Source organism: Micromonospora sp. WMMC415 (assembly GCF_009707425.1).
Lineage (GTDB): Bacteria > Actinomycetota > Actinomycetes > Mycobacteriales > Micromonosporaceae > Micromonospora.
This window is the reverse complement of record NZ_CP046104.1, coordinates 3,637,780-3,657,979: the sequence shown is the minus strand read 5'-3', so window position 1 is coordinate 3,657,979 and position 20,200 is coordinate 3,637,780. Positions and strand designations below refer to the sequence as shown.

Here is a 20,200-nt window from a genome sequence, read left to right as displayed (position 1 = left end):
GAGGCCGGCGGACGCTGCGGCCCACCCGCCCGCGCGGTCGGCTCCACCGGTCAGGCCCTGGCGCAGTCCGCGCAGGTGCCGAAGATCTCCAGCGTGTGGTCCACGTCGGTGAAGCCGTGCTCGGCCGCCACCTGGTCGGCCCAGCGCTCGACCGCCGGGCCGGCCACCTCGACCGTCCGGCCGCAGGAGCGGCAGACCAGGTGATGGTGGTGGCGGCTCTGGCTGCACCGGCGGAACAACTGCTCGCCGCCGGGCAGCCGGGTGGAGTCGATCTCACCGGCGTCGACCAGCAACTGGAGGGTGCGGTAGACGGTGGTCAGGCCGACCCGGGCGTCGCGGTCGCAGAGCATCCGGTGCAGCTGCTGCGCGGTGTGGAAGCCCTCGACCTCCCGCAGCAGCGCGAGCACCTCGGCACGCTGCCGGGTGTTCCGGGTCACGTTCGGGATCGCCTGCGTCACCGTACTCCCGCCATCTCCGCTGCTCCGACCGCGACCAGCGGTCCCGGACCGACACCTCGCCGGCTGCCCACCATTATGCGCGCCCGGCCGGCGCCCGCCTCACGGCCTGATCCGCACCTTCAGGGCGGTGCGCTCGTCCATCGCCCGGTAGCCGTCCGGCACCCCGTCGAGCGTGACCGTGCGGTCGAAGACCGGCGACGGGTCGATCCGGCCGGCCAGCACGTCGGCGAGCAGCTCCGGAATGTACGCGCGGGCCGGGGCGACGCCGCCGCCGAGCCGCACGTTGCGGCCGAACATCTGGCGGATGTCCACGCCGGCGCTGCCGCCGTGCGGCACGCCCACGTAGCCGACGGCGCCGCCGTCGCGCGCCACCGAGATGGCGGTGCGCATCGACTCCTCGGTGCCGACGGCCTCCAGCACCGCGTGCGCGCCCTGCCCCTTGGTCAGTTCCCGCACCGCCGCGACGGCGGCCTCGCCGCGCTCGGCGACCACGTCGGTGGCGCCGAACCGGCGGGCGATGTCGGTCCGCGCGGTGTGCCGGCCGAGCGCGATGACCTGTTCCGCGCCGAGCCGGCGGGCCGCGAGCACCCCGCACAGCCCGACCGCGCCGTCCCCGACGACAGCCACCGTCGCGCCGGGCCGCACACCGGCGGCGAGGGCGGCGTGGTGCCCGGTGGACATCACGTCGGACAGCGCCAGGATCGCGGTGAGCAGCCGGTCGTCGCCGGCCGCCTCGGCGGGCAGCCGCACCAGCGTGCCGTCGGCGTACGGGACGCGCACCGCCTCGCCCTGGCCGCCGTCCGAGCCGGGCTCACCCCAGAAGCCGCCGTGCGGGCAGGACGTGTGCAGGCCCTCGACGCAGAAGTCGCAGGTGCCGTCCGACCAGACGAACGGCGCCACCACCAGGTCGCCCCGGCGGACCGTGCTCACCTCGGCGCCGGTCTCCTCGACCACGCCGAGGAACTCGTGCCCGATCCGCTGCCCGGGCCGGCGCGCGGCCACCCCCCGGTACGCCCACAGGTCGCTGCCGCAGACGCACGCCTGCACGACCCGGACGACCGCGTCGGTCGGGTTCCGGACGGCGGCGTCGGGCACCTCCTCGACCCGGATGTCGAACGGCGCGTGGATCAGGGTGGCACGCACGGGCTTCCTCCGCTGCTCGGGGCGGCGCCACTGCGCCGTCCGCCGAGGCTAGCGGGACGTCGCGCCGGCCCGACAGACCGTGCCCACCGGCGGTGGCTCTCCTCACCCGGGCCGCGTCGACAGCGGCCGTTGCCGGCGGGCCGGGGTGGGTGTCCGGCGCCGGGCCGGCTGGCGCGTCCGCGGCCCGCCGCACCGCGTCCCCGGTTGGCCAGTCGCCCTATCGCGGATGCCGGGACGGCAGGGGGGTTGAGTGTGCAGCAGCGAGCCGCCATCCATGGTTCCGCTCGTGGATGCGACAGCATATGGTGTCCTCCGTGGCGATGTTCCGGATCGGGGAGGCGGCCGAACTGCTCGGCGTCAGCGCGGACACCGTGCGCCGCTGGGTGGACGCCGGTCGGCTGCGGGCGGTCCGCGACGAGCACGGGCACCGCACGGTCGACGGGGTGGACCTTGCCGCGTTCGCCCGAGCCCAGGCGGCCGACCCGGACGAGCGGGCGGACGCCTCGTCCGCCCGCAACCGGCTGCGCGGCATCGTCGTGAACGTCGTCAAGGACACCGTGATGGCGCAGGTCGACATCCAGGCTGGCCCGTTCCGGATCGTCTCGCTGATGAGCCGGGAGGCGGTCGACGAGCTGGACCTGCGGGTCGGGTCCCTCGCGGTCGCGGTGATCAAGTCCACGACGGTGGTGGTGGAGCGTGCCACCCCGGCGGCCGGTCCCCGGGGAAGGCAGGCGTCATGAGAGCACGCGTCGTCCGTACCGTGGCCGTCGCCGCCACGCTCGCCCTGGCCGCCTGCGGAGACGGCGGGTCCACGGGCGCGGGCGGATCCGCCGGGGGTGTGACCGGGACGGTGACCGTGTTCGCCGCCGCGTCGCTGACCGAGTCGTTCACGCGGATCGGCCGGGACTTCGAGGCGGCCAATCCCGGCACCGCCGTGGTCTTCAACTTCGCCGGCAGCTCCGCCCTCGCCACGCAGATCACCGAGGGCGCACCCGCGGACGTCTTCGCCTCCGCCTCGCCGCGCACCATGGCCACCGTCGGGGAGGCCGGCGGCACCGACGGCGAGCCCACCGTCTTCGTCCGCAACCAGCTCGTCGTCGCGGTCGCGCCCGGCAATCCCGAGGGCGTCCGCGGCCTGGCCGACCTGACCCGGCCGGGGCTGAAGGTGGCGCTCTGCGCCGAGCAGGTCCCGTGCGGCGCGGCGGCCCGCACCGCCCTCGACACGGCCCGGGTCACGCTGACCCCGGTCACCCTCGAACAGGACGTGAAGGGGGCACTGTCGAAGGTGCGGCTCGGCGAGGTGGACGCCGCGCTCGTGTACCGCACCGACGCGCGCGCCGCCGGCGCGGACGTGACCGCCGTGGAGTTCCCCGAGTCCGCCCGGGCGGTGAACGACTACCCGATCGCCGTCCTGGCCGACGCCCCGAACCCGGCCGGGGCGCGGGCCTTCGTCGCGTACGTCCAGTCGGCGCCGGGGCAGGCGGTGCTCACCGAGGCCGGGTTCCAGGCGCCGTGACGGTCGCGGGGACCGGGTCGCCGACCGGGCGCGAACGGCGGCCCCTCGGCGTACGCGGGCGGGCGGGCGGCGTACCGGTGGCGCTGCTGCTGCCGGCGGTGCTCGGCCTGGTGTTCCTGGTCCTGCCGCTCGTCGGCCTCCTGGCCCGGACCCCGTGGAGCACCCTGCCGCAGCGGCTCGCCGAGCCGGGGGTACTCACCGCGCTGCGGCTGTCGCTGCTCACCGCCACCCTGGCGACGCTGCTCTGCCTGATGCTCGGGGTGCCGCTGGCGTGGCTGCTCGCCCGGGTGGAGTTCCCCGGCCGGCGCCTGGTCCGCGCGCTCGTGACCGTGCCGCTGGTGCTCCCGCCGGTGGTCGGCGGCGTGGCGCTGCTGCTGGTGTTCGGGCGGCGCGGCCTGCTGGGTGGCTGGCTCGACTCGACGTTCGGGATCACGCTGCCGTTCACCACCACGGGGGTGGTGCTCGCCGAGGCGTTCGTCGCGATGCCGTTCCTGGTCATCGCGGTGGAGGGCGCGCTGCGCGGCGCCGACCGCCGGTACGAGGAGGCGGCGGCGACTCTCGGCGCGGGCCGCTGGACGACGTTCACCCACGTCACGGTGCCCCTGGTGGCGCCCGGGCTGGCCGCCGGCGCGGTGCTGTGCTGGGCGCGGGCGCTGGGCGAGTTCGGCGCCACGATCACGTTCGCCGGCAACTACCCGGGCCGGACGCAGACCATGCCGCTCGCCGTGTACCTGGCGCTGGAGACGGACCTGCAGTCGGCCGTCGTGCTCAGCCTGATCCTGCTCGTCGTCTCGGTCGCGATCCTGGCCGGCCTGCGCGACCGCTGGATCACCGCGTCGTGACCGCGTGCCCGCTGGACGCGCACCTCGTCGTGGACCGGGGCGGTTTCCGCCTGGACGTGCCGCTGCGCGTGGCGGCCGGCGAGGTGGTGGCGCTGCTCGGCCCGAACGGCGCCGGCAAGACCACCGCCCTGCGGGCGCTCGCCGGCCTCCAGCCGTTGACCGCCGGCCACGTCACCGTCGACGGTGCCGACCTCGACCGCCCCGACCGGCGCGCGTTCACCCCCACCGAACGCCGCTCGGTCGGCGTGGTCTTCCAGGACTACCTGCTCTTCCCGCACCTGAGCGCGCTGGACAACGTGGCCTTCGGGCCGCGCCGGCACGGCGCCGACCGGCGCGCCGCCCGGGGGACGGCCCGCGCCTGGCTGGACCGGGTGGGGCTGGCCGAGCACGCCCACCGGCGGCCCCGGCAACTCTCCGGTGGGCAGGCGCAGCGGGTCGCGCTGGCCCGTGCCCTCGCGGTCGCGCCGGCGCTGCTGCTGCTGGACGAACCACTCGCCGCGCTGGACGCGCGCACCCGGCTGGACACCCGCGCCGAGCTGCACCGGCACCTCGCCGCGCACCCGGGCGCCACGGTGCTGGTCACCCACGACCCGCTGGACGCGCTGGTGCTCGCCGACCGGCTGGTCATCGTGGAGGGTGGCCGGGTGGTGCAGGAGGGCGACGCGGCGAGCGTCACCGCGCGGCCCCGGACCGATTACGTGGCCCGCCTGGTCGGCCTCAACCTGCACCGGGGCCGGGCGGAGGGGCACGCCGTCCGGGTCGCCGACGGCCTCGTCCTCACCGTCGCCGACCGGCTCGACGGGGACGCCTTCGTGGCGTTCCGGCCGTCGGCGGTGGCCCTGCACCCCGCCCGACCGGAGGGCAGCCCGCGCAACACCTGGCCGGCGACCGTGGTGGGCGTGCAGCGGCACGGCGACAACCTGCGCGTCCAACTGGACGGACCGATCGCGGTCGCCGCCGACGTCACGCCCGCCGCCGCAGCGGCCCTGCGCCTGGTGCCCGGCCAGCCGGTCTGGGCCGCGGTCAAGGCGACGGAGACGCACGCGTACCCGGCGGTGTGAGCCCGGGTGGCCGCGGTGGCCGGCGCGCGGGCATGGCTCCCGGCGCTCAGCCGGCCAGCAGGTCGGCGTGGGCGGCGCGCAGCCGGGCGAGCGTCGGGTCGGTGCCCGGCGGGATCCGCCGGTCGAGCTCGGCCCACACCTCGGCGAGCGCGGTGGTCACGGCTCGCAGCTCGGCGGCGTGCCGCTGGGCGCCGCGCCGGTGGGCCTCGTCGAGCCGGCGGGCCCAGCCGGCGGTGACGGCCGCGAGGCGGTCCGCGTCGGCGCGGGCCGGCGCGGCGCTGCGGGCGGCGGTGGCCGGGACGATCGCGGCGACCGGCCGGGGATCGCCGTCGCGGGTGAGCAGGGTGACGGTGTCGGTCAGCTCGGCCAGGGCGACGAGCTGGGTGAACCGGGTGCGCGCCTCGCGCAGCGGAACGGAGCGCGGCCGGCCGGCGTCAGGGGTGAGGGCGGGGACAGCCATGGATGCATGGTGCCGCCCGGGTACGACAGAAACCGTCCATGCCGGAGCCTGGACAACTACAGTTAACAATCCTAATAATTGTGCATCCGTCGATCCGACGGCCCCACGTACCGGGAGGTCCGGATGCGTCGCCCTGCCCGAAATCTGTTGCTGGCCGCCGTCGCGGCCCTCGTCACCGTCGCCGGCACCACGCTGGTCCTGGCCGCGCCCGCCCGGGCGGCCGGTCCCACCGCCACGTTCGTCAAGACCTCCGACTGGGGCACCGGATGGGAGGGGAAGTACACGATCACCAACGGCGGCACGAGCACGCTGACCGGATGGCAGGTCGCCTTCACCCTGCCCACCGGCACCACCCTCGGCTCGTACTGGGACGCCACGGTGAGCAGCTCCGGCGGGCGGCACACGTTCACGAACCGGTCCTGGAACGGCACCGTCGCGCCGGGCGCCTCCGTCTCCTTCGGCTTCCTCGCCACCGGTCCCGGCTCCCCCACCGACTGCACCCTGAACGGCGCGCCGTGCGGAGGCGGCCCGACCAGCCCGCCCACCACCACTCCCCCGCCCACCACCGCGCCACCCACCACGCCGCCGCCGACCACTCCGCCCCCGACCACCCCGCCACCCGGCGGGTTGCCGAAACACGCTCTGATCGGCTACCTGCACGCGAGCTTCGCCAACGGTTCCGGGTACCTGCGGATGGCCGACGTGCCGGCCGACTGGGACATCATCAACCTCGCCTTCGGCGAGCCCACCAGCGTGACCTCGGGCGACATCCGCTTCCAGCTCTGCCCGGCGGCCGAGTGCCCCGGCGTCGAGACGGAGGCCGAGTTCATCGCGGCGATCCGCGCCAAGCAGCAGCAGGGCAAGAAGGTGCTGCTCTCCATCGGCGGGCAGAACGGCCAGGTCCAGCTCACCACGACCGCCGCCCGGGACACCTTCGTCCGGTCGGTCTCGGCGATCATCGACCGGTACGGCCTGAACGGCCTCGACATCGACTTCGAGGGGCACTCGCTCTACCTGAACGCCGGCGACACGGACTTCCGCAACCCGACCACGCCGGTGATCGTCAACCTGATCGCCGCGATCCGCGCGCTCAAGCAGCGGTACGGCGCGAACTTCGTGCTCACCATGGCGCCCGAGACGTTCTTCGTGCAGCTCGGCTACCAGTTCTACGGGCCGGGCCCGTGGGGCGGCCAGGACCCGCGCGCCGGCTCGTACCTGCCGGTGATCCACGCCCTGCGCAACGACCTCACGGTGCTGCACGTGCAGGACTACAACTCCGGCCCGATCGTCGGGCTCGACAACCAGTACCACACCATGGGCGGCGCCGACTTCCACATCGCGATGACCGACATGCTGCTCGCCGGCTTCCCGGTCGCCGGCAACGCGGACCGCGTCTTCCCCGCCCTGCGCGAGGACCAGGTCGCCTTCGGCGCGCCGTCGTCGGTCAGCGCCGGCAACGGGTACGTGGCGCCGGCGGGCGTGCAGGCCGCCGTCACCTGCCTGGTACGAGGCCAGAGCTGCGGCTCGTACGCCCCGCGCAGCGGCACCAACCCGAACTTCCGGGGACTGATGACCTGGTCGATCAACTGGGACCGGTACTACAACTGGGAGTTCCGGCTCAACCACGGACCGTTCCTCAAAGCCCTGCCCTGACGCACCGGGAGGCGGCTCCGCCCGGAATTCGCTGGGCGGCGCCGCCTCCGCCGCAGGATGATGGCGGGCGATGAGGAGGTCGCCCGTGCCCGGGCCGGTGTCGGCATCACCGCCCGGCCGCGCCGGGACGTCGCCGCATGTCCTGGTTCCGGCCCTCGACGACGCCGTCCGCGCGGTCGTGCTCGTCGAGGGCGCCAGCGACCACGTCGCCCTGGAGACGCTCGCCGCCCGGGTGGGGCGGGACCTGCCGGCCGAGGGGGTCCGCGTGCTGCCGATGGGCGGCGTGACGAACGTCGGTCACTTCCTCGACGCGCTCGGGCCGCCGGGCCTCGGCCTCCGGCTGGCCGGCCTCTACGACGCGCCGGAGGAGGGCTTCGTCCGGCGCGGCCTGGCCCGCGCCGGGCTCGGCGCCGCCCTCACCCGCGCCGACCTGGCGGCGTACGGCTTCCACGTCTGCGTCGCCGACCTGGAGGACGAACTGATCCGGGCCGCCGGGGTGGACGGGGTCCGGGCGGTCCTCACCGCGGCCGGTGACCTGCACTCGTGGGACCTGTTCCAGCGGCAGCCCGCGCAGCGCGGCCGGCCGGTCGAGGCGCAACTGCGCCGGTTCATCGGCACCCGGTCGGGGCGCAAGGCGGCGTACGCGCGGCTGCTGGTCGACGCGCTGCGCCCGGAGCGGGCGCCCCGGTCACTGCACGCGGTGCTCGACCACCTCTGACCCGCGCGCCCGCCACTCGTCGGCGAGCACCGACCAGACCTCCATGTCGACCCGCCCCTCGCCCACCGGCGCCGGGTAGACCGAGCGCAGCGTGCCGTCGAGGGAGAACCCGAGCCGGCGGGCCACGGCGATGCTGCGGTCGTTGCGCGCGTTGCAGCGCCACTCCACCCGCTGGATGCCGCGTTCCTGGACGGCCCAGTCGACCAGGTGGGTGACCGCCCGGCTGACCAGCCCCCGCCCCTCGGCCGCCGGCTCCAGCCAGCACCCCGCCTCGCAGAGCCCGAGGGCGGCGTCGAAGGACACGAACAGCACCCCACCGACGAGGACGCCCCGGTCCCACAGGCCCCAGATGCCGCCGGCGTCGTGGGCCCAACGGTCGGCGTGGCGCTGGAGCACCGCGCGGGCCGAGTCGAGGTCGGTGGCCACGAACGACGGCCCCACCCAGGGACGGATGTGCTCCCGGGCCCGGTCCAGGTGGGCGAGGAACTCCTCGGCCCGCCAGGGCTCCAGCGGACGCAGGACCACGTCCTCGGTCAACGGCAGCGTGAACACTTGAGACCTCCCCGTGCGGCGGGCTCCCATCCTTGCCGATCATCGGCCGCTGCCGCAGCCGGGTTATCTGTTCGCACGGACAGCCCCACCCGGGGTGGTGCCACCGACACCACCCGGCCGCCCGTCGTCACCGCCGGATCTGCGAGGTGATGGTCGGGTCGGTGATCTGCGTGTCCCGGGCGAGCAGCAGCGCCTTGCTGAGGATGACGCCGAGCATCCGGTCGCCCTCGAAGGGAAGGAAGACGCCGGTCGGCCCGGCCTCCACCGCCTGTTTCGGGACGATGCACAGGTACTGGTCGTTGGGGCTCATCAGGATGTTGCCCGACCCGAGGTGGATCTTGTAGTCGCGCAGGTCACCCCGGACTCGCAGGAAGCGGCCGTCCACCTCGCACCGGTCGGCCACCGCCAGCCGAGGCACCAGCCGGGCGAGCAGGTCACGGCGGGTCTCCGCGGTGGCCGACAGCTCGCCGAACCCGTACGAGTGCCAGTACTCGCGGTACCGGCCGGTGGGCCCGCCGTCGGACCAGGTCGGGTCGTTGCCGACGCTCGCCACACCGACGAAGAGGTCGACGTCGCGCATCACCTCGCTGAGCACCAGCGGCGGGACCTGGTCCAGCGGCAGCGGCGCGACCGGACCGGCGCCGCCGCGCACCCACTGCTCGTACCCGCCACCGCCGGCGTGGGCCAGGTTCTCCGGGGCGTGCACCGGGTAGAAGCGCACCTGGTCGGTCACCACGCGCAGGTACGCCCCCGACTCGCTGGTGTCCACGCCGTAGTCGTCGCCGGCGCCCTCGACCCAGAACTCGGCCCGCAGGCCCCACTCGGGCAGCTCCCGCGTCGCCGGCGGGTAGTCGTCGTCGACCATCAACCGCAGCCGGTTGCGCCAGCCCCGGACCGCGGCGAGCGCGTGGAACTGGTGCTGGCGCAGGACGTGGGCGGCGAACCGGTTCGAGTAGACCCGGGTGCGTTCCTCGGCGGCGGTCAGCAGGTAGACCTCCCGGTGGGCCTGCTTGAACGGCTGCACGACGCCGTGCCGTTCCAGCCACGCGCGCCAGGCCAGGACCTCGGCCACGTCCCGCCCGATCGGGTGCCACAGCGTCACGGCGGCGCCGCCGGTCGCCGTGACCGGGTCGCCGTCGAGGGTGCGCAGCGCGCCGTCGGCGAACCCGCACGGCTGGCCGTCGACCAGCCAGATCAGCCGCCGGCCGAGGGTGCCGACCAGCGGATGGTCGAGGTAGCGGGCGCGCCACGTGGCGTACGGCCAGCTACGCCGGCCGAGGACCTGCCGGTCGAGGCGCTCGGCCTGGGCGGCCAGCATCTTCTCGACGTCCTTGACCGCCGCCTTCAGCTCGCGCAGCTCCTCGGGACGGTCGCGGCGGACGGCCGCCGGCGGGCTCTTCACCACCCGGCCGGCGGCGGTGCGCCAGGTGAGCGACACCGATCCGGCGGTGACGGTCAGCTCGGCCTCGGCGTCGCCGAGCCGCTCCACCCGGCGGCCCACCTCGGTCAGGCCGTACGTCGGCACGGCGAGTTCCTCCACCTCGGCCCGGGACAGGCCGAGGGCCTCGGCGCGCCGGTCCAGCGCCGCGGTCAACTCCTTGAGCGTGCCCTTGTAGGTGACCCGGGTGGCGAGGCGGGCGAGCTGGGCGAGGGCGTCGTCGCCGTCCAGCCGGTCCAGCGCCCACACCGCGGCGTTGGCGACCTTGGGGTTGCGCGGGCCGATGCCGGCGACCTTGCGCAGCGACGTCTCGACCAGGCCACCGAGCGTGCGCGCGGTGGCGGCGTCGGCCGGGCCGTCGACGGCCAGCGCGAGCAGCCACACCAGGCCCCGCAGCGCGGTGGCGTTGTACGGGTCGTACGCGTGGGCGATGTCCGGGTCGTACTCTCCCCGGTCGAGCGGGAAGGTGCGGGGCCGCCCGACCAGGGCCAGCCACCCGGTCACCGTGTCGCGGTACCCGGCCGGCCCCACCTGATCGAGCAGGGACCGGGCCTGCCGCTCCCAGCGGGCCGACGGGCGCGCCGAGGTGGCGGTCAGGGCGTGCCGCACCAGCTCGGGCCAGCCGGCCCCGAGGTCGGGCAGGTCGGCGAGCACCCGGTCGGCCCACGCCTCGCCGGGGCTGAGCAGCGGCGCGTCCACCGTGGCCAGAACGTCGTGCAGCGGGCCGCTGGCGTGGTAGGTCGCCAGCGCCGTGCGGCGGGCCACCGCGACGGCGTGGCCGGGCAGCTCGCCGTCGACCCGCCGCACCTCCCGGCACAGTCGGGCGAGCTGGTCGAGCCGCCAGTACGTCCAACACCGGGACGCGGCGTCGAGCTGCGCGCGAAGGCGCTCATCGGTGGGGGCGCCTGGGCGCAGGGCGGACGGCAGGACGCTCATCAGCCACCCACCAGCGGGACAAGCTTGAGGAAGCACACCTCGGTGCCGACCCGCAGGTCGACCTCGACGTCCAGCTCCTCCACCTGGCGGTCGTCGACGAGCACCACGAACCCGTTGCGGGTGAACGCCTCCACCGCCCGCGCGAACTGCTCGTCGGCGTCCACCCGGCGCCGCTCCCGCATCCGGTAGCCGTTCAGCGTGCGCTCGGTGCCGCCCGGCTGCACCAGCCCCCGGAACACCTCCGGCTGGCGCGCGTTGTGCTCGGCCACCTCCTGGAAGACGCGCCGGCGGATCAGCTCCCGCAGCGGCAGCCGCTCCTCGAAGATCTCCAGATGCCAGGCCTCGTCCCGGGCGCCGGACGTCGTCTCGTCGACGAACCTCACCATCACCATGCCGGGCACAATAGGGACGCCCACCGACAGGATTCCGCGCCGTTCACGGCGGCTCGGCGAGCAGGTAACCCCGTCCGTGCACGGTCCGCAGGTACGGCCTGCCCGGCGTGACGGCGTCCAGCTTGCGCCGGAGGTTGACCATGTGCGCGTCGACGGCCCGGTCCGAGACGTACCGGTCGGCCCCGTACGCGACGTCGATGATCTGCCGTCGACTGTGGACGCGACCGGCCGCCCGCGCCAGCACGACCAGGATCTCGAACTCCCGGGCGGTCAGCTCGACCCGGGCCCCGCCGAGGCGGACCTCCACCGCGCGGGTGTCGATCTCCAGGGCACCGACCCGCAGAACGACGTCCGCACCGGGCGTCGGTGCGCGCCGCAGCAGCGCCCATACCCGGGCGGCGAACTCGGGAACGGGGTACGGCACGGACAGCACGTCGTCCGCGCCGGCGTCCAGGGCCCGCACCGTCTCGTCGGCGACGCCGACGGTGTCCGGAGTGTCCGGTGACCGGCCGGACGACCCCGCCGGCGGGCCGTCCGCTGCGGGCGGGTCGACGAGGACGAGGATCGGCACGTCCGACCGGGACCGCAGGATGCGGCAGAAGTCGGCTCCGTCCAGCGGGGGCAGCCGCCGCCCGACGATGACCAGGTCCGGGCGCTCCGAGCGCCACCGGTCCAGTCCGCGCCGCGCGTCCGACGCGAGTCCCACCTCGTAGCCGGCCCGCTCCAGGTGCGTCCGCGTGGTCGCGGCCTCCGCCGCGTCGCCCGCCACCACCAGCACGGACCGCCGCCGTCCCGCCCTCCGGCCCGGAAGGACCGTCGCCGGTCCCGCGTTCCGCCCGCCCCGTACCGTCGCCATGCGCGCTCCGTCCCCGCCGGGGCCGTCCGGTGGGCCCGGGTCCTGGGGGTACGGAACCGGGGCCCCGCCGGATCGACACCGGGAGGTGGATCACCCGCCGGCCACCGGCCGGCGATCCGGCGCGGCCGGCGGCATTCCTAGATCAGGTACCGTGAGAGGACCGTCGATGGAGCGAGAGGGGCGGTCATGGCGACCCTGTCGGACGTGGCCCGACGGGCCGGCGTCTCCCCCGCCACCGCGTCGCGGGTCATCAACGGCAGCAGCAAGCCGGTCACCGACGAGCTGCGCGAGCGGGTGCTGCGCGCCGTCGCCGAGTTGCAGTACGTCCCGAACGCGCACGCCCAGTTGCTGGCCCGCCCGCAGCGCACCGCCGTCGGCGTGATCGTGCACGACGTCTCGGACCCGTACTTCGCCGAGGTCACCCGGGGGCTGCAACGGGTCGCCGGTGACCAGGGCCGGCTGCTGATGATCTGCAACAGCTACCGCGACCCGGACCGGGAGCTGGAGTACGTCGAGCTGCTGCGGGGGCAGCAGGTGGCGGCGATCATCCTGGCCGGCTCCGGGTACCACGACGCGGAGTTCACCCGGCGGCTCAACGAGAAGCTGGCCGCGTACGAGGCGACCGGCGGCCGGGTGGCCGTGATCGGGCGGCACGAGCACTCCGGTGACGCGGTGATGCCGGACAACCGCACCGGCGGCTGGCTGCTCGGCACCGAGCTGTGCCGGCTGGGGCACCGGGCGATCGGCGTGGTCGCCGGTCCCGAGGTGCTCACCACCACGACCGACCGGCTCGCCGGGCTGCGGGCGGCGCTCGCCGAGCACGGCCGCGACCTGCCGGAGCGGCGGATCCGGTACGCGGCGTTCGACCGGGACGGTGGGGTCGCCGCGACCGGTGACCTGCTCGACGCGGAGCCGGGGATCACCGCGATCGTGGCGCTCAACGACACGATGGCGATCGGGGCGCTCGCCGCCCTGCGCGCGCGTTGCGTGGCGGTGCCGCGGGAGGTGACGGTGACCGGCTTCGACGACATGCCGATCGCCCGGGACGTCACCCCGGCCCTGACGACGGTCCGGCTGCCGCTGGTGGAGATGGGCGCACGGGCGATGTCGCTGGCGCTGGACGCGGGCGGCCCGGCCCCCCGGGTCGAGGTGCTCGCGGCCGAACTGGTCCGCCGCGACAGCGCGGGCCCGGTCAGATGATGAAGTGCGTCCAGTACGCGAGCCAGGCGACGAACAGCGCACCCTGGAGCAGGGCGAGGGCGGCGGTCAACCAGACGTCGACGGTGACCCGCCGGGTCCAGCTGGCGAGCACCAGGGCCACCGGGAAGACCGCCAGCAGGTAGCGCAGCAGGCTCTTGTAGACCGGTGGGCCCATGGACACCGGCACCAGCACCATCATCACGCCGTACACCAGGTAGGGCAGCCCGAGCCGGCGGGCGCCCGCGACCAGGACGGCCAGGACCACGACGGCGATCCAGACCCGCAGGGCGTCGCGCGGTGCCGTTCCGGTGAGGCCGTGCCAGAGCACGCCGAGCGGGTTCTGCACGCGGATGCCCCACCCCTCCTCCTGGGTGTGCTTGTAGGCGAACCAGTCGCCGCCCTGCCACCGGCAGAACGCCATGAAGGCGAGCCAACCGGCGGGCACCAGCAGCAGCGGCCAGCCGGTGCGCAGGTAGGTCCAGAGCGAGCGCGGGTCGAGCCGGTAGCGGTGCTGGCGGAGCAGCACCAGGGCCAGCGGGACGACGACGAAGAACCCGGCCGAGCGGCTCAGCGCCAGGAAGAAGCCGATCACCCCGACCAGCAGCCAGCGCCGGTGCTCCGCGTAGTGGAAGGTGGCCAGGGCGAGGCAGAGGAAGAGCGACTCGGTCAGCGCCGCGTGGAACAGGAACGCGGCCGGCAACAGCACCAGGTAGCGGACGAACCGCCGGGCCGCCGCGTCGCCGCCGTTGTCGCCGTTGTCGCCGTTGTCGCCGGCGCCGCTGCGGTCGGTGCCGTCGCCGAGCAGCCGCTCGCCGAGCCGGTGGGCGTAGTACAGCATGCCGACGAGGGCCGCGTTGGCGACGAGCAGTAGCGCCAGCGCGGTGTCGCCGCCGAGCAGCGGGGCGAGCGGCCGGGCGAGGAACGGGTACAACAGGGGGAAACCGAAGTCCCGCCACGGCTCGTCGAGCGGCTGGCGGGCCAGGTGGTCGTAGAGGAACGAGTCCCAGGCGAACCAGAGCGAGAGCCACCGGTGCGGTGAGACCTCCCGCTGCTGCTGGCGCATCACCGCCTCGTCCGGCGGCGGCGACCACGGGATCTCGTCAAAGGCGGCGAGCGCGACCACGCCGACCAGGCTGAGGACGACCTTCGTGCCGACGAAGACCGCGAGCACGTACGGCCAGGGGGCGGGCACCCGCGCGAGCAGTCCGCGCACCCGCCCCCCGTCGACCATCCGTCCCCCGACCGTCCCCACCACGAACGGTGCCGCGTACCCCGCCCGGGGCCGTCGACACCTGCGGTCGGCAGGTGACATCGCCGCCGGGCCGGGTAAGCGGCCGGCCGTCCGGTCGACGGGGTGTCGACGGGGTACGGAGGCGCGGGCGTATGGGCGACGAGAACGGCACCGTGGTGATCGGTGCGGGTCCGGCGGGGCTGACCGCCGCGTACGAGCTGCTCCGCTGGGGCGCCCCGGTGCGGGTGTTCGAGGCCGACGAGGTGGTCGGCGGGATCAGCCGGACCGTGGAGCGGGACGGGTGGCGCTTCGACATCGGCGGGCACCGCTTCTTCACGAAGGTGTCCCGGGTCGAGGACTTCTGGCACGAGATCCTCCCCGACGAGGACTTCCTGCTCCGGCCCCGGATGAGCCGGATCTACTACCGGGGAGCGCTCTACGACTACCCGCTGAGCGCCGCCAACGCGCTGCGGAACCTGGGTCTGTGGGAGGCCGCCCGGTGCATGGGCTCGTACGCGCGGGCCCGCCTGCGGCCGCCGCGCGACCAGTCGCACTTCGAGGGGTGGGTGTCGGCCCGGTTCGGCTGGCGGCTGTACTCGATCTTCTTCAAGACGTACACCGAAAAGGTCTGGGGTATGCCGGCCGACCGCCTGCAGGCCGACTGGGCGGCGCAGCGGATCAAGAACCTGTCACTGGCCAAGGCCGTCCGCAACGCGGTGCTCCCGAAGCGCAACCGCAAGGACGTGACCAGCCTCATCGAGGAGTTCCAGTACCCGAAGCTGGGTCCCGGAATGATGTGGGAGCGCTGCGCCGAGGTGGTTCGGCGGCGCGGCGGCCGGGTGGCCACCGGCACGTGGGTCACCGCCGTGCACCGGGATCCGGAGCACCGGCGGGCGGTCGCGGTCACCGTCGACGGTGCCGGCGGCCGGCGGACCGAGCCGGCCGACCACGTCGTCTCCTCGATGCCCATCTCCGAGCTGGTGGCCGCGCTGCGGCCGGCGCCACCGCCGGAGGTCCGGGCCGCCGCGGAGGACCTGCGGTACCGGGACTTCCTCACCGTGGCGCTGGTGGTCCCGGCCGAGTTCTCGTTCCCGGACAACTGGATCTACGTGCACGACCCGGGCGTGCAGGTGGGCCGGATCCAGAACTTCGGCTCCTGGTCACCGCACCTCGTGAAGGACGGCCGCACCTGCCTCGGCCTGGAGTACTTCGTCTCGGTGGACGACGAGACGTGGCGGACGCCCGACGCGGACCTGATCGCCTCGGCGACGGCGGAACTGGAGGCGCTGGGGCTGGTGCGCCCGGGCGTCGTCGAGGCCGGCTACGTGGTGCGGATGCCGAAGGCGTACCCGGTCTACGACGAGCGCTACCAGCGCAACGTCGACGTGATCCGGGAGTGGCTGGCCCGCGAGGTGCCGAACGTGCATCCGGTGGGTCGCAACGGCATGCACCGCTACAACAACCAGGACCACTCGATGCTGACGGCGATGCTGACCGCCGAGAACATCGCGCGGGGAGCCCGGCACGACGTCTGGGCGGTCAACGTCGAGCAGGACTACCACGAGGAGACCGCGACACCGGACGGCGACGGCCGTCGCGGCACCGGCCGGGACGCGCCGATGTTGCCGGCGCCGCCGCTGCGCCCCACGGCCACCGTCGGGCTGGCGGCCGACCACGACGGCGGCGCCCCGGCCCACCGGCCGACCGGGGTACGCCCCGGACTCAGCCGCCTGGCGGGCGGCGGCGGCGCCGGCAGCGGCACGCCCGCCCACCGGCCGACCGGGGTACGCCCCGGCTGAGCCGCCGTCGGCGGGGACGCGGTCGGCGGCCGGCCCGGGTAGTGTCCGCGGATGCACCCACCGGGAGGAATCCGCTTGCGACCGCGGCGCCCGGCTGCCTAGCGTCCGTCCCGATGCGGATCCGAGAGTTCGACGACGCCGACTGGGCTCAGGTGTGGCTGATCGTCGCGGAGGTGGTCCGGGCGGCCGACACCTTCGCGTACGACCCGGGCCTGACCGCCGGGGCCGCGTACCCGATGTGGGTGGAGGCGCCGCCGGGACGGACCGTCGTCGCGGTGGACGGCGGCGCGGTGCTGGGCACCGCGAAGATGGGGACCAACCGCCCCGGTCCGGGCGACCACGTCGCGACGGCGAGTTTCATGGTCGCCCGGGAGGCCCGGGGCCGGGGTGTGGGGACCGCGCTGTGCCGGCACGCGCTGGCCTGGGCCCGCGAGCGGGGGTACGCGGGGATGCAGTTCAACGCGGTGGTGGAGAGCAACGCCCGGGCCGTCGACCTCTACCGGCGGGAGGGTTTCGCGGTGGTGGGCACGGTGCCGGGCGCCTTCCGGCACCCCGAGCGGGGCCGGGTCGGCCTGCACGTCATGTACCGGGAGCTGTGATCCGGAGGCGTGTCCCGGCCGGCGACCTCGCCGGCCGGGACGTTCCCGGGTCAGCCGGCGAGCTTCTTCGCGCCCTTGATGGCGGTGGCCAGGTTCTCCAGCAGCGGCGCGGCGCCCGCGTACGAGAAGCGCGGCACGGCGTCCCAGGGGGTGACCTGGTTGGCCTTGACGGCGGGCAGCTGGGCCCAGGTGGGCTTGGCGGCGAGGTCCTTGGGTTGGAGCGCGGTGCTGCGGTTGTCCAGCAGGATCAGGTCGGCCGGGAACTTCCCGGCGTTCTCCCAGCTGAGCGCCTCGAAGTAGTCGCCGGCCTCCAGCTTGGTGGGCACCACGATGTCGACGCCCAGCTCGGCGAAGAACATGAGGTCGGTGCTGACCTTCGGGTTGGACACGTAGAACAGGTCGGGGCTGCCGGAGCAGGCCATCACCCTGATGCCGGGGTTGGCCTTGACGGCCTGGCGGACCGATTCGGCGGCGGCCTCGAAGCGGGCCTTGGCGTCGGTGACCTTCGCGGCCGACAGGTCGGCGCCGAGGGACTCGGCGAGCTGCGCGTACCGCTCGATGGGCTTGGTCATCGGCACCCGCGCGGTGGTGATCGCGGCGACCGGCGCGAGCGGGACGATCTTGTCCTTGCTCTCGTCGGGGACGTACCAGAGCGCGCCGGGGTCGTACATGTGGGTGACCAGCAGTTCGGGGCGCAGGGCGGCGTACTTCTCCAGGTTGAACTCGCCCCACACGTTGCCCAGGATCTCGACGCCCTCGACGTTGAGGTCGCCGGCCTGCGGGTCCTTGCTGCCGTCGGCGCGCTTGGTCTCGCCGAAGACGCCGACGATCTGCTTGTCGAGCCCGAAGTCGACCAGGGCGGCGGCCACGCCGGTGAAGGCGACCACGCGGGTCGGGCGGGCGACGGCGGTGAGCTTCTCGCCGCGGTCGTCGGTGAACGACCACGGCCCGCTGGAGGTGGCGCCGGCGGACGGGGTGTCGGTGTCGTCCCGGCCGCAGCCGGCGAGGAGGGCGGCCAGGGTGGCGCCGCCGGCGGCGGCGAGCAGGCCGCGACGGGAGAGTCGGCGGGCGGGCACGGGATGCGACATGGCAGGTCTTTCGGTCGGGGGTCGCGATGACCATGGACAGCGGGGGTTAGGTTAACCTAACCTAAGGTGCTGTCAAGCCCCGCCCCGGCGTTCCGCACCACATCGGAGTCCACCCTGTCCGTCACTCATCCACCACTGTCCGATCTCGTGGCGGGCGCCCCGGACGCGCCGTCACGCCGCGGCCGTGCCGCCACGCGGGCCGGCGGGCTGGTGGCCGCCACGCTCGTGCTCGCCACCGTCGCGGTGCTCAGCATCACCGTCGGCGCGAAGTCGCTCCCCCTCGCCGACGTGTGGCGGGGACTGCTCGACCCGGGCGCCGCCGAGTACGCCGTGGTGCACCGCATGCGGCTGCCGCGTACGCTGCTCGGCCTGCTCGCCGGCGTCGCACTCGGCGTGGCCGGCGCGGTCATGCAGGCGCTGACCCGTAACCCGCTCGCGGATCCCGGCCTGCTCGGCATCAACGCCGGCGCCTCGGCGGCGGTGGCCACCGGCACCGCGCTGGTCGGCGTAGCCACCGTCGGGGGGCAGGTCTGGTTCGCGCTGCTCGGCGCCGCCGCCGTCACGGCCGCCGTCTACCTGGTCGGCGGCGGACGCGGCGCCACGCCCGCCCGGCTGGCCCTGGCCGGCGCGGCGCTCAACGCGACGCTCTACTCGTACGTGAGCGCCGTCATGCTGCTCGACACCGCCTCGTTGGAACGGCTGCGGTTCTGGACCGTCGGTTCCCTCGCGAGCGCCAACGCCACCACCGTCGGCACGGTCGCCCCGTTCGCCGGAGCGGGGCTGCTGGTCGCCCTCGCCGTCGCCCGGCCGCTCAACGCGCTCGCGCTCGGCGACGACACCGCCCGCGCACTCGGCGCGCGGCCCGCCCTGGTCCGGGGCGCGGTCATCGTGGCGGTCACCCTGCTCTGCGGGGCCGCGACCGCGGCGTGCGGGCCGATCGTCTTCGTCGGGCTGCTCGTGCCGCACCTGGTCCGCGCGCTCACCGGGCCGGACCTGCGCTGGCTGCTGCCGTACTGCGCGGTGCTCGCGCCGGTGCTCCTGCTCGGGGCCGACGTGGTCGGCCGGGTGCTGAGCCGGCCGGGCGAACTCCAGGTCGGCATGGTGACCGCCGTGCTCGGCGGGCCGCTCTTCCTCTGGCTGGTGCTGCGGGGGCGGGTGGCCCACCCGTGATCGTCCTGCGTACCCCCGGCGGGCTGTCGTTGCGCCTGCGCCCCCGCGCCCTCGCCGTGGGCGCCACCTGCGCCCTGCTCACCCTGGTGGTGGGCGTGCTCGCGCTGGGCAGCGGCGACTACCCGATGAGCGCCGCCGACGTGCTGCGCACCCTGGCCGGCGACGGCACGCCGGCCGAGCACTTCATCGTCCACGAGTTGCGGCTGCCCCGTTTGGTCACCGCCGCCGCCGTCGGCGCCGCGCTGGCGCTGGCCGGCGCGGTCTTCCAGTCGCTGGTCCGCAACCCGCTGGGCAGCCCCGACCTGCTGGGCTTCACCCAGGGCGCGGCCACCGGCGCGCTCGTCGTGGTCGTCGTCGGCGGCACCAGCGCGATGCTGTCCGGCGCCGCGGTGGCCAGCGGCCTCGCCACCGGCGCGCTGGTGTACGCGCTGGCCTGGCGCCGCGGCGTGCACGGGTACCGGCTGGTCCTCGTCGGCATCGGCGTCGCCGCGATCCTCACCGGCGTCAACGGGTGGCTGCTCACCCGCGCCCCGCTGATGGACGCCGCCCGGGCCGTGCTCTGGCTGACCGGCAGCCTCGACGGGCGCGGTTGGACGCACGCCGTACCGCTGCTGGTCGCCCTGGCCGGGCTGGGAACGGTGGTGCTGGCCGCCGCCGGGCCGGCGCTGCGGCTGGTGGAGATGGGCGACGACGCCGCCAGCGCCCTCGGCGTCCCGGTGCAGCGGCTCCGGCTGGCCCTGCTCGCCACCGCGGTGCTGCTGGTGTCCCTCGCGGCGGCAGCCGCCGGGCCGGTCAACTTCGTCGCGCTCACCGCGCCGCACCTGGCCCGGCGGCTCACCCGCGCGCCGGGGCCGAACCTGCTGCCCTCGGCCGCTCTCGGTGCGCTGCTGCTGGTCGCCGCCGACCAGGTGGCGCAGCGCGCCTTCCCCGGCCACCAGCTGCCGGTGGGCGTCGTGACCGGGGTGCTCGGCGGCGGATACCTGGTCTGGCTCCTCGCCAGCGAGCGCCGGGCCGGTCGGCTGTGACGGCCCCGAGCCGGCCGGCCCCGAACGGGCCGGCGGTGACGGCCCCGAACGAGAACGGAGCAC

20 protein-coding genes are annotated in these 20,200 nt (G+C 75.1%); 11 read left to right on the top strand and 9 right to left on the bottom strand.

The genetic code is table 11. The features are described from left to right. Positions 1-50: 50 nt before the first annotated feature. Together GKC29_RS17235 and GKC29_RS17230 are read right to left on the bottom strand one after the other, a co-directional pair. Positions 51-458: a Fur family transcriptional regulator gene (locus tag GKC29_RS17235; protein ID WP_155331811.1), complete on the bottom strand. Its 408-nt coding sequence runs from the start codon at positions 456-458 to the stop codon at positions 51-53. Between the two features lie 99 nt (positions 459-557). Next, complete coding sequence (locus GKC29_RS17230) at positions 558-1,601, bottom strand: zinc-dependent alcohol dehydrogenase family protein (protein ID WP_155331810.1); 1,044 nt, start codon at positions 1,599-1,601, stop codon at positions 558-560. Positions 1,602-1,915: 314 nt separating this feature from the next. Between GKC29_RS17230 and GKC29_RS17225 the strand changes: the two genes are divergently transcribed. The 4 genes from GKC29_RS17225 to GKC29_RS17210 are packed head-to-tail and all read left to right on the top strand — an operon-like array spanning position 1,916 to position 5,020. After that, positions 1,916-2,341, top strand: a complete 426-nt coding sequence (locus tag GKC29_RS17225; protein WP_155331809.1) for a molybdopterin-binding protein — start codon at positions 1,916-1,918, stop codon at positions 2,339-2,341. Next, positions 2,338-3,117 carry a molybdate ABC transporter substrate-binding protein gene (gene modA, locus GKC29_RS17220; RefSeq protein ID WP_155331808.1) on the top strand — a complete coding sequence of 260 codons (780 nt, stop codon included), beginning with the start codon at positions 2,338-2,340 and terminating at the stop codon, positions 3,115-3,117. The genes GKC29_RS17225 and modA overlap by 4 nt, the downstream gene beginning before the upstream one ends. After that, positions 3,114-3,959, top strand: coding sequence for an ABC transporter permease (locus GKC29_RS17215; RefSeq protein WP_155331807.1), 846 nt, complete (start codon positions 3,114-3,116; stop codon positions 3,957-3,959). Before modA ends, GKC29_RS17215 begins: the two co-directional genes overlap by 4 nt. Further along, positions 3,956-5,020, top strand: a complete 1,065-nt coding sequence (locus GKC29_RS17210; RefSeq protein WP_155331806.1) for an ABC transporter ATP-binding protein — start codon at positions 3,956-3,958, stop codon at positions 5,018-5,020. Before GKC29_RS17215 ends, GKC29_RS17210 begins: the two co-directional genes overlap by 4 nt. A 46-nt stretch (positions 5,021-5,066) precedes the next feature. Here GKC29_RS17210 and GKC29_RS17205 read toward each other — a convergent pair whose 3' ends face one another. Further along, the gene (locus GKC29_RS17205) at positions 5,067-5,480 is read right to left on the bottom strand and encodes a type II toxin-antitoxin system Phd/YefM family antitoxin (protein WP_155331805.1); all 414 of its coding nucleotides are present in this window, start codon (positions 5,478-5,480) and stop codon (positions 5,067-5,069) included. Positions 5,481-5,603: 123 nt separating this feature from the next. On the opposite strand from GKC29_RS17205, the gene GKC29_RS17200 reads away from it, so the two are divergent. Continuing rightward, positions 5,604-7,133, top strand: a complete 1,530-nt coding sequence (locus GKC29_RS17200) for a chitinase (RefSeq protein ID WP_230688661.1) — start codon at positions 5,604-5,606, stop codon at positions 7,131-7,133. A gap of 85 nt (positions 7,134-7,218) precedes the next feature. Then, positions 7,219-7,851, top strand: coding sequence for a TOPRIM nucleotidyl transferase/hydrolase domain-containing protein (locus GKC29_RS17195; protein ID WP_230688660.1), 633 nt, complete (start codon positions 7,219-7,221; stop codon positions 7,849-7,851). Here GKC29_RS17195 and GKC29_RS17190 read toward each other — a convergent pair. The 4 genes from GKC29_RS17190 to GKC29_RS17175 all read right to left on the bottom strand — a co-directional run bounded on the left by GKC29_RS17190 (position 7,822) and on the right by GKC29_RS17175 (position 12,025). Continuing rightward, complete coding sequence (locus GKC29_RS17190; protein WP_155331804.1) at positions 7,822-8,403, bottom strand: GNAT family N-acetyltransferase; 582 nt, start codon at positions 8,401-8,403, stop codon at positions 7,822-7,824. The genes GKC29_RS17195 and GKC29_RS17190 overlap by 30 nt on opposite strands. A gap of 127 nt (positions 8,404-8,530) precedes the next feature. Continuing rightward, entirely contained in the window at positions 8,531-10,777 is a 2,247-nt protein-coding gene (locus GKC29_RS17185) for a DUF4132 domain-containing protein (RefSeq protein WP_155331803.1), read from the bottom strand. Next, on the bottom strand, positions 10,777-11,169 hold the full coding sequence (locus GKC29_RS17180) for a hypothetical protein (protein ID WP_155331802.1): 393 nt from the start codon (positions 11,167-11,169) through the stop codon (positions 10,777-10,779). The genes GKC29_RS17185 and GKC29_RS17180 overlap by 1 nt, the downstream gene beginning before the upstream one ends. 43 nt (positions 11,170-11,212) lie before the next feature. After that, positions 11,213-12,025 carry a response regulator transcription factor gene (locus GKC29_RS17175; RefSeq protein WP_155331801.1) on the bottom strand — a complete coding sequence of 271 codons (813 nt, stop codon included), beginning with the start codon at positions 12,023-12,025 and terminating at the stop codon, positions 11,213-11,215. A gap of 186 nt (positions 12,026-12,211) precedes the next feature. On the opposite strand from GKC29_RS17175, the gene GKC29_RS17170 reads away from it, so the two are divergent. After that, positions 12,212-13,225: a LacI family DNA-binding transcriptional regulator gene (locus GKC29_RS17170; RefSeq protein WP_155331800.1), complete on the top strand. Its 1,014-nt coding sequence runs from the start codon at positions 12,212-12,214 to the stop codon at positions 13,223-13,225. Here the strand turns inward: GKC29_RS17170 and GKC29_RS17165 are convergent. Beyond that, positions 13,218-14,438, bottom strand: a complete 1,221-nt coding sequence (locus GKC29_RS17165; RefSeq protein ID WP_230688659.1) for a hypothetical protein — start codon at positions 14,436-14,438, stop codon at positions 13,218-13,220. The two genes, GKC29_RS17170 and GKC29_RS17165, sit on opposite strands and share 8 nt — an antisense overlap. A 170-nt stretch (positions 14,439-14,608) precedes the next feature. Between GKC29_RS17165 and GKC29_RS17160 the strand changes: the two genes are divergently transcribed. Together GKC29_RS17160 and GKC29_RS17155 are read left to right on the top strand one after the other, a co-directional pair. Next, entirely contained in the window at positions 14,609-16,255 is a 1,647-nt protein-coding gene (locus GKC29_RS17160; protein ID WP_230688658.1) for an NAD(P)/FAD-dependent oxidoreductase, read from the top strand. A gap of 113 nt (positions 16,256-16,368) precedes the next feature. Beyond that, positions 16,369-16,854, top strand: a complete 486-nt coding sequence (locus GKC29_RS17155) for a GNAT family N-acetyltransferase (RefSeq protein ID WP_155331798.1) — start codon at positions 16,369-16,371, stop codon at positions 16,852-16,854. Positions 16,855-16,904: 50 nt separating this feature from the next. Here GKC29_RS17155 and GKC29_RS17150 read toward each other — a convergent pair whose 3' ends face one another. Continuing rightward, entirely contained in the window at positions 16,905-17,942 is a 1,038-nt protein-coding gene (locus tag GKC29_RS17150; RefSeq protein WP_155331797.1) for an ABC transporter substrate-binding protein, read from the bottom strand. A gap of 66 nt (positions 17,943-18,008) precedes the next feature. Between GKC29_RS17150 and GKC29_RS17145 the strand changes: the two genes are divergently transcribed. Together GKC29_RS17145 and GKC29_RS17140 are read left to right on the top strand one after the other, a co-directional pair. Next, entirely contained in the window at positions 18,009-19,112 is a 1,104-nt protein-coding gene (locus tag GKC29_RS17145) for an iron ABC transporter permease (RefSeq protein WP_155331796.1), read from the top strand. Then, a complete protein-coding gene (locus GKC29_RS17140) occupies positions 19,109-20,137 on the top strand; it encodes an iron chelate uptake ABC transporter family permease subunit (RefSeq protein ID WP_155331795.1) in 1,029 nt (342 codons plus the stop codon). The genes GKC29_RS17145 and GKC29_RS17140 overlap by 4 nt, the downstream gene beginning before the upstream one ends. The last annotated feature ends 63 nt before the right edge of the window (positions 20,138-20,200 follow it).

Excerpts from the sequence above, each read along its gene's own strand:
- GKC29_RS17180 (WP_155331802.1), bottom strand. The coding sequence starts at position 11,169 with ATGGTGATGGTGAGGTTCGTCGACGAGACGACGTCCGGCGCCCGGGAC.
- GKC29_RS17150 (WP_155331797.1), bottom strand. The coding sequence starts at position 17,942 with ATGTCGCATCCCGTGCCCGCCCGCCGACTCTCCCGTCGCGGCCTGCTC.
- modA (WP_155331808.1), top strand. The coding sequence starts at position 2,338 with ATGAGAGCACGCGTCGTCCGTACCGTGGCCGTCGCCGCCACGCTCGCC.
- GKC29_RS17205 (WP_155331805.1), bottom strand. The coding sequence starts at position 5,480 with ATGGCTGTCCCCGCCCTCACCCCTGACGCCGGCCGGCCGCGCTCCGTT.
- GKC29_RS17185 (WP_155331803.1), bottom strand. The coding sequence starts at position 10,777 with ATGAGCGTCCTGCCGTCCGCCCTGCGCCCAGGCGCCCCCACCGATGAG.
- GKC29_RS17175 (WP_155331801.1), bottom strand. The coding sequence starts at position 12,025 with ATGGCGACGGTACGGGGCGGGCGGAACGCGGGACCGGCGACGGTCCTT.
- GKC29_RS17170 (WP_155331800.1), top strand. The coding sequence starts at position 12,212 with ATGGCGACCCTGTCGGACGTGGCCCGACGGGCCGGCGTCTCCCCCGCC.
- GKC29_RS17155 (WP_155331798.1), top strand. The coding sequence starts at position 16,369 with ATGCGGATCCGAGAGTTCGACGACGCCGACTGGGCTCAGGTGTGGCTG.
- GKC29_RS17200 (WP_230688661.1), top strand. The coding sequence starts at position 5,604 with ATGCGTCGCCCTGCCCGAAATCTGTTGCTGGCCGCCGTCGCGGCCCTC.
- GKC29_RS17160 (WP_230688658.1), top strand. The coding sequence starts at position 14,609 with ATGGGCGACGAGAACGGCACCGTGGTGATCGGTGCGGGTCCGGCGGGG.